The sequence below is a fragment of the Pseudomonas sp. EA_15y_Pfl1_P101 genome (genome assembly GCF_963970835.1).
GTDB lineage: Bacteria > Pseudomonadota > Gammaproteobacteria > Pseudomonadales > Pseudomonadaceae > Aquipseudomonas > Aquipseudomonas tritici.
Map to the genome: position 1 here is coordinate 22,090 of NZ_CAXAPA010000021.1, position 13,088 is coordinate 35,177.

At 59.4% G+C, this 13,088-nt stretch carries 12 protein-coding genes and 1 pseudogene; 7 read left to right on the forward strand and 6 right to left on the reverse strand.

The window, feature by feature from the left end; all coding sequences use genetic code 11:
- The first annotated feature begins 64 nt into the window (after window positions 1–64).
- The 4 genes from AACY36_RS25560 to AACY36_RS25575 all read left to right on the forward strand — a co-directional run bounded on the left by AACY36_RS25560 (window position 65) and on the right by AACY36_RS25575 (window position 4,020).
- Entirely contained in the window at window positions 65–877 is an 813-nt protein-coding gene (locus AACY36_RS25560; RefSeq protein WP_339497704.1) for a DUF1206 domain-containing protein, read from the forward strand.
- Between the two features lie 146 nt (window positions 878–1,023).
- A complete protein-coding gene (locus tag AACY36_RS25565; RefSeq protein WP_339428452.1) occupies window positions 1,024–2,466 on the forward strand; it encodes an ATPase domain-containing protein in 1,443 nt (480 codons plus the stop codon).
- 23 nt (window positions 2,467–2,489) lie between these two features.
- Window positions 2,490–2,852 carry a response regulator gene (locus tag AACY36_RS25570; protein WP_065873108.1) on the forward strand — a complete coding sequence of 121 codons (363 nt, stop codon included), beginning with the start codon at window positions 2,490–2,492 and terminating at the stop codon, window positions 2,850–2,852.
- Between the two features lie 298 nt (window positions 2,853–3,150).
- A complete protein-coding gene (locus tag AACY36_RS25575; protein ID WP_339420223.1) occupies window positions 3,151–4,020 on the forward strand; it encodes an isocitrate lyase/PEP mutase family protein in 870 nt (289 codons plus the stop codon).
- 55 nt (window positions 4,021–4,075) lie between these two features.
- On the opposite strand, the gene AACY36_RS28470 is transcribed toward AACY36_RS25575, so the two are convergent.
- Together AACY36_RS28470 and AACY36_RS28475 are read right to left on the reverse strand one after the other, a co-directional pair.
- Window positions 4,076–4,570, reverse strand: coding sequence for a methyl-accepting chemotaxis protein (locus tag AACY36_RS28470; RefSeq protein ID WP_370467915.1), 495 nt, complete (start codon window positions 4,568–4,570; stop codon window positions 4,076–4,078).
- A gap of 93 nt (window positions 4,571–4,663) precedes the next feature.
- Window positions 4,664–5,431: pseudogene (locus AACY36_RS28475) on the reverse strand (PAS domain-containing protein); the annotation flags it as partial.
- A 239-nt stretch (window positions 5,432–5,670) separates the two neighbouring features.
- Here AACY36_RS28475 and AACY36_RS25585 point away from each other — a divergent pair.
- Together AACY36_RS25585 and AACY36_RS25590 are read left to right on the forward strand one after the other, a co-directional pair.
- The gene (locus tag AACY36_RS25585) at window positions 5,671–6,051 is read left to right on the forward strand and encodes a RidA family protein (RefSeq protein WP_339420219.1); all 381 of its coding nucleotides are present in this window, start codon (window positions 5,671–5,673) and stop codon (window positions 6,049–6,051) included.
- Between the two features lie 169 nt (window positions 6,052–6,220).
- On the forward strand, window positions 6,221–8,200 hold the full coding sequence (locus AACY36_RS25590; protein ID WP_339437238.1) for a peptidase U32 family protein: 1,980 nt from the start codon (window positions 6,221–6,223) through the stop codon (window positions 8,198–8,200).
- Here AACY36_RS25590 and AACY36_RS25595 read toward each other — a convergent pair.
- Entirely contained in the window at window positions 8,178–9,083 is a 906-nt protein-coding gene (locus AACY36_RS25595; RefSeq protein WP_339439237.1) for a DMT family transporter, read from the reverse strand. The two genes, AACY36_RS25590 and AACY36_RS25595, sit on opposite strands and share 23 nt — an antisense overlap.
- A gap of 109 nt (window positions 9,084–9,192) precedes the next feature.
- On the opposite strand from AACY36_RS25595, the gene AACY36_RS25600 reads away from it, so the two are divergent.
- The gene (locus tag AACY36_RS25600) at window positions 9,193–9,633 is read left to right on the forward strand and encodes an Lrp/AsnC family transcriptional regulator (protein ID WP_049708345.1); all 441 of its coding nucleotides are present in this window, start codon (window positions 9,193–9,195) and stop codon (window positions 9,631–9,633) included.
- Window positions 9,634–9,665: 32 nt separating this feature from the next.
- On the opposite strand, the gene xylB is transcribed toward AACY36_RS25600, so the two are convergent.
- Genes xylB through AACY36_RS25615 form a run of 3 tightly spaced genes read right to left on the reverse strand, consistent with a single transcriptional unit; the run spans window position 9,666 to window position 13,087 of the window.
- Complete coding sequence (gene xylB / locus AACY36_RS25605) at window positions 9,666–11,126, reverse strand: xylulokinase (RefSeq protein ID WP_339420216.1); 1,461 nt, start codon at window positions 11,124–11,126, stop codon at window positions 9,666–9,668.
- Window positions 11,127–11,140: 14 nt separating this feature from the next.
- Window positions 11,141–12,133, reverse strand: coding sequence for a LacI family DNA-binding transcriptional regulator (locus AACY36_RS25610; protein ID WP_339420215.1), 993 nt, complete (start codon window positions 12,131–12,133; stop codon window positions 11,141–11,143).
- A 21-nt stretch (window positions 12,134–12,154) separates the two neighbouring features.
- Window positions 12,155–13,087 (reverse strand): ABC transporter substrate-binding protein, encoded by a 933-nt coding sequence (locus AACY36_RS25615; protein WP_339497707.1) that lies wholly within the window; start codon window positions 13,085–13,087, stop codon window positions 12,155–12,157.
- Window position 13,088 lies beyond the last annotated feature (1 nt).

Sequence of the window (13,088 nt, forward strand, 5' to 3'; positions counted from 1 at the left end):
GCCTCAATCGAACCCCTCCCGGCAAGATGGGTCTGCTCTTGTATCACTCTCGGGAATAGATCCAATGTCCACGCAACACAGCCTAGTAGTACTCGCTCGCGGCGGATACGCCGCTCGAGGCGTGCTTTATTTGATCATCGGTATCTTCGCGCTGCTGGCAGCACAGGATTCGACAAAGCCGAAGGACAGCCATAAGAGCCTGGAAGCCTTGCTTGGCCAGCCATTCGGCTATTTTTTGGTTGGGCTTGTGGTGGCAGGTCTGCTCGCTTTTGCTGGTTGGCGCGTCCTGCAAGCGACGCGTGATGTCGATCATCACGGCATAGAACTCAAAGGTTTGGTTATTCGAGCGGGCCTGTTTTCCGCAGGTGTCTTCAACGGTGCTTTAGCGTTTTTTGCACTCGGCCTCCTCATGAGCGGCATTCGAAGCTCGGGCAATTCCGGAGGGCAAACCCAAGATTGGCTGGCGCATCTGTTGTCTTGGGAATACTCGAACGTGTTGGTGTACGTGATCGCCCTCATTCCACTTGGCGTTGGAGTGGCTCACATCATCAAGGGATGGAAAGCGTCATTCGAGAAATACTTTAACGCCGATGAAGACTTCATGCGCTACGTACGGCCAGTGTCTCGGTTCGGTCTCATAGCTCGTGGCGTCGTGTTTATAGAGATTGCGTTACTACTGGCAGTCAGCGGTTCATCCTATCAAGCCATGGACCCACCTGGTATGAAGGAAGCGCTCGACGCGCTCCAGAATCTCCCGGGTGGATGGTTGATTTTGATGGTGATGGCCTTGGGGCTGATTGCTTTCTCGGTTTACAGTTTTTCTGAAGCGTTTTGGCGCACGATAAATATGGATGTGCCAGTCGTACCGAAAACGTAGTTGAAGCCGTTACGACGAGTGTTTTTTTGCACTTCACATCGGTTGGTAGCTAGACGCCACGGCGGCACTATGCAAATCCTGAATAGCCCCAACGCTCGAATGGCGTTAGCATCCTGCCCATTGGGTTTAACGATCAGGGTCGTACTGTGGAAAAGCTAAATCGCCTTCAAAGCGGAATCGAAGGGTTGGATGTCCTGCTCAAGGGCGGACTGGTCGCTGGGGCCTCTTATATCATTCAGGGGCGCCCTGGGTCCGGCAAAACCATTCTGGCCAACCAGCTTGGGTTCCACCATGCGCGCAACGGCGGGCGTGTCTTGGTTGCCACGCTGCTGGCCGAATCCCATGACCGGCTGTTCCAGTTCCTGTCGACCTTGAGCTTCTTTGACGCAGCCCGGGTGGGCGCAGAAATTCAGTTCGTCAGCGCGTTTGACACACTGGAAAACGAAGGTCTTGATGAAGTGGTCAAGCTGCTACGGCGCGAAATCAGCCGGCAGAAGGCAACGGTCTTGGTGGTAGACGGTTTACTCAACGCGCGCTCCAAAGCCGACTCCCCGATCGATACCAAGAAATTCATTTCTGAACTGCAAGGTCACGCCGCCTTTGCCGGTTGCACCGTCCTGTTCCTGACCAGCTCGCGATTGGATGACGGTAGCCCCGAGCACACGATGGTCGACGGTGTAATCGAAATGGGTGAGGCGTTGTTCGGTACGCGTTCGGTCCGGCGTATTCAATTGCGCAAGACCCGAGGCAGCGGCGCGCTGACCGGCCTGCATGAGTGTGAAATCACTGACGACGGCCTGATGGTCTATCCGCGTCTGGAAAGCCTCTATAGCTACCCTTCTTCACACGACGACGCCGACCTCACGCGTATCCCCAGTGGCATCGGGTCGTTGGATGAGATCCTGCATGGCGGCCTGCACCGTTCCAGCGTCACGCTGGTGATGGGGCCATCAGGGATCGGCAAGACCACCCTGGGCCTCAAGTTTCTGGCTGAGTCAACGGTGGAGTCGCCCGGCCTGCATTTTGGTTTCTATGAAAGCCCTCAGCGCTTGCGTCTGAAGGGTGAGTCGTTGGGCATCGATATCAAACAGTTGGAACACAGTGGAGCGCTGACGATCGCCTGGCAACCGACAACCGAAGGTTTGCTCGACGGGCTGGGTGCACGTGTGTTGCGTGTCGTCGAGGAGAAAGGGATCAAGCGTCTGTTCATTGACAGTTTGAGCGGGATGACCCGTGTGTCGAATAACCCCGCGCGCATCACCGACTTTTATAGCGCGCTGATGAATGAGCTGCGTTGCAGGGGCGTCACGGTATTTGCATCCATCGAGGTCCACGACCTTGTCGGCTCCGAGGTCAGCGCGCCGGCCTCTGAACTGTCCAGCATTGCCGACAACCTGATGTTGATGCGCTTCCAGGAAATTCAATCTGAACTTAAGAGGACGCTTTCCATTCTTAAAGTGAGAGACAGCTGCTACGACACCTCATTGCTGGAGGTCGTCATCCGTGACCAAACCGTTGAACTGAGAAAGGTTTTCCGACATGCATCCTCAGTTCTCGCACACTCTGCGCTGCCAGGCTCAGCCTTATAAGTACTTGGGTAGGTTGAATTGACATGTCCACCATCCTTGTCGTCGACGACGAATACTTGATCGCCGATATTCTCGGCTATGCGCTGGAGGATGAAGGATTCATGGTCGTTAAGGCCGGTAATGGTCGCAAAGGCCTTGAAGTGCTGGAGCGCGAGCGGCCAGCGTTGATCATTACCGACTTCATGATGCCCGTTATGGACGGCCTCGAGTTCGCCACGGCCGTACGTGCGCTGCCGTCGCTCAATCACTTGCCTATTATTCTGGTGAGTGGTGCGCAAGCCCATGTCGGCATGGAAAGATCAGACTTGTTTGATGCAGTGCTGGATAAGCCCTTCAAGATTGATTTGATCATCGCCGAAGTACGACGCCTGTTGACACCTGCTTGAATGCCGAACCTTTGGCAGGTGTCGGCGATGCAGCGAAGGCGCCCTCCTCTTGCCTGTGCGTTTATCGGGCTGGATGGGCGCTCCGGTTGATCAAAACTCCGTAATCACAGTGACACCGGCAACTTCGAACCTGTCCATATTCATTAACGCGTCTATGGACCATTTAAGGAAGCCGTATGCGTTAAACGCATACGGCTTCCTTAAACGTCATAATCCCCTGTTTCCTGGCGTGTTAATCTCGCACCACCACGAATAGACATTGATCGTCACTCGACGATGACCAGAACCAGGAAAGAACATGCCGAAACTCTCTCACTCAGCCTTGCGCCGCAAATTCCGTGAATTGCTAGCCACCCCAGCGTGCGTTGAAACCGCCTCCGTATTCGACCCAATGTCGGCGCGTATCGCCGCCGACCTGGGTTTCGAAGTCGGCATCCTCGGGGGCTCGGTCGCTTCGTTGCAGGTACTGGCCGCACCCGATTTCGCGCTGATCACCCTGAGTGAGTTCGTTGAACAGGCCACCCGCATCGGTCGCGTGGCCCAGTTGCCGTTCATCGCCGACGCTGACCACGGCTATGGTAACGCGCTGAACGTAATGCGTACTGTCGAAGAACTTGAGCGCGCCGGTGTGGCCGCGTTGACGATTGAAGACACGTTGCTGCCGGCGCAATTCGGGCGTAAGTCCACTGACCTGATCTCCATTGAAGAAGGCATCGGCAAGGTGCGGGCTGCGCTGGAGGCACGGGTTGATCCAGAGCTGTCGATCATTGCCCGAACCAACGCGGGCGTGTTGCCGACCGAAGCGGTTATCGAGCGGACCCTGGCTTATCAGAAAGCCGGTGCCGATGGGATTTGCATGGTGGGTGTCAGTGACTTCGAACACCTGGAAAAGATCGCCGAGAACCTCACCGTACCTCTGATGCTGGTAACCTACGCCAATCCCAAACTCAACGATGCCCAGCGTCTGGCGAGCCTGGGTGTACGCGTAGTGGTGGCCGGTCACGGCGCTTACTTTGCAGCGATCAAGGCTACCTACGACAGCCTTCGTGCCCAACGCCAACTGACTCACAGTACGTCAAACCTCAGTGCCACCGAGCTGACGCACACCTACACGCTGCCGGAAAGCTATGTGGCGTGGGCGGAAGAGTTCATGGACGTCAAAGAGTAATCCCCAAGCCGGAACGAGGGGGTTCCCCTCCTCCCTCTTCACAGGGTTACCGCTATCAGCCCACCCAGCCCACCGCGGTCTTCGGAATCACTTCCGACTCATCCAGCTTCGACGCAAACATGCTCACGGCCTCCACCGCGTCGCTGGTGCTGGTGCGAATCTGCAGGATGACCGAGCCCGCCTGATCAGCCAGGTTGACACCGCGTTGGGCGCCTTCCTGGGTGGCGTTCATGCTGGTGACGGCGTCGCGGGTTTCCGCGAGGATCATGCCGATCATCTCGGCGATTTCCGCCGTGGAACGGCTGGTGCGCCCGGCCAGTTGCCGCACTTCATCGGCCACTACCGCAAAGCCACGCCCTTGATCGCCCGCACGCGCCGCCTCAATAGCAGCGTTCAGCGCCAACAAGTTGGTCTGGTCGGCGATACCGCGAATGGTGTTGACGATAGCGGTGATCTGCTCCGAACGATCGCCCAGTTGCCCGACCAGTCGCGCAGAGGCGCCAATGTTGTCGGCGATGCGGCGCATCTCACTGGCGGTCTCCTGGATCACCTGGGTGCCATGTTCGGCAAAACGCTCGGTCTCGGACGAGATATGGTAGGCACGTGAAGCGCCACGGGAGTCTTCCTCGAACTTCTCAACACGCTCGGTGATATCGCTGGCGAACTTGACGATCTTGGTCAACTTGCCGTCGCCATCGTAAACCGGGTTGTAACTGGCCTCCAGCCATACCACCCGGCCATGTTTGCCCAGGCGCTTGAATTGCCCGGTGAAAAATTCGCCATTGTTCAGGCGCCCCCAGAAGTCGGCATATTCACCGCTGTTGACCAGGGTCGGTTCGCAAAACAGGCGGTGGTGTTTGCCTTTGAGTTCCGCCAGCGAATAACCCATCACGCTCAAGAAGTTGGCGTTCGCGTCCAATACGTTGCCGCCGAGGTCAAACTCGATCACGGCCATCGCCCGGTCCAGCGCGACCAGTTTGCTGGAAGCGGCCGCTTCCTGTTCCACTTTGGCGGTGACGTCCAAGGCGTACTTGACCACTTTCAGTACCTGGCCGCGTTCATCCAGGACCGGGTTGTAGCTCGCTTCCAGCCAGACCGTCTTGCCGTTGGCATCGACCCGCTTGAAGGTGCCTGACACAAATTTGCCCGCCTTCAAATCACTCCAGAATTGGCTGTAGGCCGAACTGCTGGTCAGCGCCGGCAAGCAAAAGTCGCGGTGGGATTTGCCGCTCAATTGAGCAGCGCTGTAGCCCATAGTCTTGAGAAAGTTATCATTGGCCAGCAGCACCTTGCCATTGAGGTCAAATTCGACCACGGCCATGGAGCGTTCCAGTGCGACGATCAGTCCTTTGTACTCGGTGGATTCGGCCTTCCTGGCCGCCAGTTCTGTTTTGAGTGCTTTATTGAACATGACGTACCCTCAGCCGTGCGGAAAACTGATTTCTTTATTGGCTATCGGCTGCGTAATACGCGACTTGACGGGGAAAAAAAATTTATTTTCTGGCGCCAGATTATTGCTGGAGCCCCCGTCATTCAGGGCTTTGCGTCGAGCAGTGCCAGTGTGCTGTTCCGCCGCTGGGCGTAGTTTGCCCCTGCTGTCGTTTTCGAGGACCATGGGCGCCTTTCTGAACCTGCCAACGCGAGGCGCCCATGGCCAACCACGACCTGCACTACACCCCTGATCCAGATGCCGACTCGATTTCATCGGATGTGATCGGCTTCAACGGCATACTGGTGTCCACCCAGATCCCGACCCGCGCTGATGGCAGCCTGGAACTGGGCGACATCACCCTGCAAAGCGAATGCACGCTAGAAGCCTTGAAGGTCGCGCTGGAAAAGGCTGGCAGCTCGATGGACCGGGTGATGCACTTGACCATCTACCTCACCGACATGGCCGATCGCGCCGCTTTTAATGAAGTCTACAAACGCTTCTTCGCCAAGCCCTGGCCCGTGCGCGCGGCGGTGGGTGTGGCGGCGTTGGCGGTAGAAGGCATGCGTGTGGAAGTCACCGCGATGGCTGCCAAGGCCTAAGCCGCACTCGGTCAACAATGTGGGAGCAAGCAAGCCCGCTCCCACAGTTCATTGGGTTTGCCCCCTCAAAGCATGGGGAGCACCGGCGGTCGGCCCTGCGGTAGGTGCCTGCCCAGCGTTTCACAGCTACAATGCGCGCCTCAACCGTGACAAGCCTGACTAAAAAACTATGTCCTTGCCCAAGCATCACCTCGAATTGCTCAGCCCTGCCCGCGATGTCGCTATCGCGCGCGAGGCCATCCTGCATGGCGCCGACGCCATCTACATCGGCGGCCCGAGCTTCGGCGCGCGCCATAACGCCTGTAACGAAGTGAGCGATATCGCTTCCCTGGTGGAGTTCGCACGCCGCTACCACGCGCGCGTGTTCACCACCATCAACACCATCCTGCATGACAACGAACTGGAACCCGCGCGCAAGCTGATCCATCAGCTCTACGACGCCGGCGTCGATGCGTTGATCGTGCAAGACCTGGGCGTGATGGAACTGGATATTCCGCCCATCGAGCTGCACGCCAGCACCCAGACCGACATTCGTACCCTCGGCCGCGCCAAGTTCCTCGACCAGGCTGGTTTCTCGCAGCTGGTATTGGCCCGTGAGCTGAACCTGCAGGAAATCCGCGCCATCGCTGATGAAACCGATGCGGCCATTGAGTTCTTTATCCACGGCGCCCTGTGCGTAGCGTTCTCTGGGCAGTGCAACATTTCCCACGCGCAAAATGGCCGCAGCGCCAACCGTGGCGACTGCTCCCAGGCCTGCCGCCTGCCATACACCTTGAAGGATGACCAGGGCCGCGTCGTGGCTTTTGAAAAGCACCTGCTGTCGATGAAAGACAACAACCAGAGCGCCAACCTGCGCGCCCTGGTCGAAGCCGGCGTGCGCTCGTTCAAGATCGAAGGCCGCTACAAAGACATGGGCTATGTGAAGAATATCACCGCCTATTACCGCCAGCGCCTCGACGAGATTCTTGAAGACCGCCCGGACCTGGCTCGCGCTTCCAGCGGCCGTACGGCGCATTTCTTCCTGCCCGACCCGGAAAAAACCTTCCACCGTGGCAGCACCGACTATTTCGTCAGCGACCGCAAGATCGACATCGGCGCCTTCGACACCCCGACGTTTACCGGCTTGCCGGTGGGTGTGGTGGAAAAAGCCGGCAAGCGCGACTTGCAGGTTGTTACCCATGAGCCATTGTCCAACGGCGACGGTCTCAATGTGCTCGTCAAGCGTGAAGTCGTGGGTTTCCGCGCCAACATCGCCGAGCCTAAAGGCGAGTTCGAGGAAGACGGCGAGAAACGCTACCGCTATCGCGTCGAGCCGAATGAAATGCCGGCCGGCCTGCATCAACTACGCTCGAACCATCCACTGAACCGCAACCTGGATCATAACTGGCAGCAGGCCTTGCAAAAGACCTCTGCCGAGCGCCGTATCGGCCTGGCGTGGGCCGCTCGCCTGCGTGAAGACCAACTGGAAGTCACCGCCACCAGCGAAGAAGGCATCAGTGCCAGCGTCACCCTGCCCGGCCCGTTCGGCGTGGCCAACAAGCCGGAACAGGCGCTGGACACCCTGCGCGACCTGCTCGGCCAGTTGGGCACTACTGAATACCACGCGACGGACGTCCAGCTGGATGCACCGCAAGCGTTCTTCATCCCCAACTCACAGCTCAAGGCGCTGCGCCGCGAAGTGATTGAAGCGCTGACCGCCGCCCGCATCGCCGCTCACCCGCGCGGTGGCCGCAAAGCCGAGACCTCGCCGCCGCCGGTGTACCCGGAAGCACACCTGTCGTTCCTGGCCAACGTCTACAACCAGAAAGCCCGCGACTTCTACCACCGTCACGGTGTGAAGCTGATCGACGCCGCCTTCGAAGCCCACGAAGAAACCGGCGAAGTGCCGGTGATGATCACCAAGCACTGCCTGCGTTTCTCGTTCAACCTGTGCCCTAAACAGGCCAAGGGTGTCACCGGCGTGAAGACCAAGGTAGCGCCGATGCAGTTGATCCATGGCGATGAAGTGCTCACCTTGAAGTTCGACTGCAAGCCGTGCGAGATGCACGTGGTGGGCAAGATCAAGGGGCATATCCTTGGCTTGCCGCAACCGGGCAGCGCGGTGGAGCATTTCAACCCGCAAAACATCATCTTTCAGGGCACGCACTAACCCTGTGGGAGCGGGGCCACCACCAGCCCCGCTGCAACCCCGCAGCCGCCAGCAGAATCGCCGCTACCCCCAGCCATTGCAGCCAGCCGAGGCGATGCCCGAAGGCAATCCAGTCGACGAAGATCGCCGCGATCGGGTAGATAAACGACAGTGCTCCGGTGATGGCCGTCGGCAACTTCTGGATCGCGCCATACAACAACACATACATCAAACCAGTGTGCACCACGCCAAGCGTTACCAGTGCGGCCCAGGCGTTTGGCGCAGTTGGCAGGCCGTTCCAGGGCACCAAAGGCGCCAGCAGCACCGCCCCGGTTGCAACTTGGATCAACGCCATCAAATGCGGCGGTACGTCTTTCAAACGCTTGATGATCAACGCTGCAATCGCATACAAAAACGCTGCGCCCAACGCTAGCGCGATCCCCGCCAGGTAATCCCCGCCGCTGCTCTGCTGATCGCCATGGGCGGTAACAATCGCCAACATCCCGAGAAACGCCACGCTCAGCCACGCGAGCTTCTGCACGGTGATTTTTTCACCCAGGAACACCGCCGCCAACATCACCAACATGAACGGCTGCACGTTGTACACCGCCGTACTGATGGCAATTGACGCGTGGGAATAGGACTCAAACAGCAACAACCAATTACCGACAATCGCCACCCCACTGAGCATCGCCAGCCCGACCTTGGCCCAACTGAGCAGGTCCAGACGCAAGTACCCGAGCATCGCGCACACCAGCAACAGTGTCAGCCCGCCGATCACGCAGCGCCAGAACACCACTTCGATCACCGACACGCCAGAGACCAATACAAACCAGCCAATGGTCCCCGAGATCAGCATGGCGGCGACCATTTCCCACGACCCGCGACGAATGGATGTGTCCATGATTAAGGCTCCTCAAGTGAGGCTCAATTATGGCAATCTGCTTGAGAGCGGCTCCAGTGACTAAAATAGGTCAAACACCTGGATGACCTTTACTTATTAGGCGGATCCCATGATTGACACCATCGACCAGCAACTGATCGCCGCTTTGATGGACGACTCACGCTTGTCGCTCAAGGCCCTGGCCGGCATTACCGGGCTGTCCTCGCCCAGTGTTGGCGAGCGTTTGCGGCGTCTTGAAGAGCGCGGCGTGTTGACCCACTACACCGTGGATATCGACCCCAAGCATTTTGGCTACCTGTTGCAGGCCATCGTGCGTATCCGCCCGTTACCCGGCAAATTGCAGGAGGTGGAGCGCCAGATCCAGGCGATCCCCGAGTTCACGGAGTGCGACAAGGTCACGGGCGAGGATTGTTTTATTGCGCGGCTGCATGTTCGCACCATGGATCATCTGGACAGTTTGCTTGACCGGCTTAACGCGTATGCCGAAACCAACACGGCGATCGTCAAGAAGACCCCGGTGAAACGGCGATTGCCGCCACTGGGGGATTAACGGGGCAGCTCCCACAATTAGAACTGTTTCGTTTATTCGTGCAGTATTTTTGCTGCTGCCAATAAGCCTCGGAACTTACGATAACGCGCATCCAGCACTGACCGTTGATTTGCATCTGGCAAATACCTCGCCTTCACGGGCATCCCTGCCTGCAACAACGCCTCCCCCTGCCCAATCGCCAGGAACCCCAGCTTCGCCGCGCCGATACACGCACTCAACTCACTGCCGTGCAAGGTGAAGATTTCTCGCTGCAGGATATTCGCCAGCAACTGCGCCCAGTATTCACTGCGCGCCCCGCCCCCCACCAGGGCGCATGCACCCACATTCGCACCCGCCGATTGCACGGCGTGCAAGGCATCGAGCAAACCGAAGCCCACACCCTCCATCACCGCGTAGCCGAGCATGGCGGGCGTGCAGTCATGGCCCAGGCTCATGAATCCACCCCGCAGCAACGGATCGTTATGGGGGGTACGTTCACCGGCGAGGTACGGTAGAAACAGCGGTGTGTTCAAAGGCACAGGCTGCCCTATTGGCAACTGCAGTTGCACCTGGCCCAACAACGTTTGCTCATCCGCCGTGCCGGTCAGCCGCGTCACCCAGCGCAAGCAACTGGCACCGGCCAGCATCGCGCCCATGGTGTACCAACGGTTGGGTAACGCATGGCAGAAGCTGTGCACGGCACTGGCCGGGTTGCCGGCAGCGTGGGCAGTGATTGCGACAATCGCCGCGCTGGTGCCGAGGGTGATGAAGCCATCGCCTGCGTTGATCGCACCGATACCCACGGCGGCCACCGGGTTATCGCCACCGCCGCCCGCAATCACTACGTCAGTCGACAGCCCCAGCTCGGTCGCCGTCAACCCCGCACTCGCGGCGCCGCCTTCGACCAACCTGGGCATCTGTTCCGGCCCAAGGCCCGTAGCGCGCAGCATCGGGGCGAACCACTCACGCTGTGCCACATCCAGCCACAACGTCCCGGCAGCGTCGGACATCTCGCTGATACGCTCGCCACTCAGGCGCAAACGCAGGTAGTCCTTGGGTGATAACACGCAGTCGATGGCTTTGAATACCTCAGGCTCATGCTGTTGCAACCACAGCACTTTCGGCGCCGTGAGCCCGGCCATGGGCAGGCTGCCCGTGACGTCGGCAAACCCCGCCCCCAACTGTTCAGCCTCAGCGATCGCGCGGGAATCGTCCCACAGGATGGCGGGATACAACACGCGGTTGTCATCCCCCAACAACACAGCACCGTGCATTTGCCCGGACAGGCCGATACACGCCACACGCGCAAACGCCTCGTGCGCACGCAGTTGCCCCAACGCCTTAACACACGCCTGCCACCAATCTTCCGGCGCTTGCTCGGACCAGCCGCAGTGGCGCCGCGACACACTCAAACGCACGCCAGCGTGGGCCAGCACCCTACCGTCAAGGTCCATCAGGATGGCCTTGAGTTCAGAGGTGCCGAGGTCTATTCCGAGGGAAACAGGCAGGTTCATACGTAATTGTCCAATCAACTACCGCCACATGAGTCACGCAATTGCAGGGTTGGCGCCAGGCGCACGCGCTGGGGCGGTGCCGTGGGCGAAGCCATGCGCTGCAACAACAGGCCGACAGCGCGAGCGCCGAGTGCCTTGACCGGTTGAGCGATCAAGGTCAGGCGCGGCACAAAAAAGTCCGCCCAGTCAAAATCATCAAAGCCGACCAAGGCCATCTGCCCCGGCACGGCGATATGTGCGTCACGCAGCGCGTGCATGGCACCAAGGGTCATCAGGTTGTTGCCGGCCATGATTGCCGTGGGCGGCGCGGCCAGGCCCAGCAACTGCGCCGTGGCCAGGCGTGCCGGCTCGGTGTTGGAGCCGCCATTGACCAACAGTTGTGGATCAAACGCCAGCCCCGCCACGTGCAACGCTGCGCGGTAACCGGCCACTCGCTCATCGGTGGTGCTGAACCCCTCGCGCCCGGCGATAAAGCCAATGCGGCGGTGACCATGGGCGATCAAATGTTCAATAAGGGCCTGGGTGGGCTCGGCGTTGTCCACCCCGACCTGGTCAAACTGCTCGCTCATCATGCGGTCCACCAGCACCGCTGGAATCTCGTTGGCCCGCAGGTATTCCAGCGCTTTTGAGCCGCTCGAGGGGGCCAGCACAATCCCGTCGACCCGCCGATGATGCAGCGCCGTGACCACCCGCAGCTCCTGCTCCGGGTCGTCGTGGGTGTCGACAAACAGCATCATGTAACCGTGCTTGGCGCATTCGGTTTCAATCGCGTGCACCGTTTCACTGAAGTAATGGTTGGACAGCGCCGAGATCGCCACGCCAATCGTGCTGGTACTTGACCGGGCCAGCGAGCGCGCCAGGGTGTTGGGGATGTACCCCAGCGCCTGGATAGCCTGCTGCACCGCCTGCACCGTGGCCGGGCTGACCTTGCGGGTACCGTTCAACACATGGGACACCGTTGATGTCGACACCCCCGCCCTGCTTGCGACGTCATCCATGGTGACCACGGCGCTGTTCCTCTCACTGATTCAACGTTTACTCGACCAACCGCTGTACGTACCGATGTTGTCACGGGTGATCAGTTTTGGCGTGAGCAGGGTAACCGCTTCGGCTGGGGCTTTGTCGTTGAGAATGTCATTGCCCACGTCCACCGCTGTCTGCGCCATGACCCAAGGGTCCTGGCTGGCGGACGCCTGGATTTGCGTGTCGGTCTTCAGCGCATTTTCGATATCCGGCGCGCCGTCCACCGAGGTAATAACGATGCCGCTGCGCTTGAGCTGCTTGGCCGCCAGGTCGCTGCCGATGGCTTGCGGGTCGTTGATCGCGAACAGACCGTCGATTTTCGGGAAGCGTGTCAGGTAACCCTGCATGGCGTTCAAGCCGCCTTCACGGGAGCCCTTGGCGTCCTGGTCATCGGACAGCACCTTGATCTGCGGCGCGCTGGCGAGTGCCGCCTTGCACCCTTTGACGCGGTCGGTCACGGCAGTGACTTGCGGGCCGTTCTGGATGATCACATTGCCCTTGCCGCTGAGCTTATCCACCAGGTACTGGCAGGCCAGCTTGCCGGCCTCGACGTTGTCGGTCTGCACGGTGGCGTTCACGCCCTTGGCGTCGACATCCACGGCGACCACGACAATGCCCGCGTCGCGGGCTTTTTTGATGGCCGAGGCCATGGCGGACGGGTCTACCGCGTTGATCAGGATCAGGTCGACCTTGGACGAGATAAAGTTGTCGATCTGCGAAAACTGCTTGCTCAAGTCATAGTCGGCCGACACCGAGGTCACCTTGACGTTGGGGTTTAACGCCTTGGCCCGCGCGGTGGCGCCATCGGCCAGGGTCACGAAATACGGGTTGCCCAGCGAGCCCATGCTGATGCCGAGGGCTTTGAGTTCGCGCGCTTCGACGGCTTGGGACATCAAGGCAGCCAAGGCAATAACGGGAAAGATACGTTTGACGTTCATG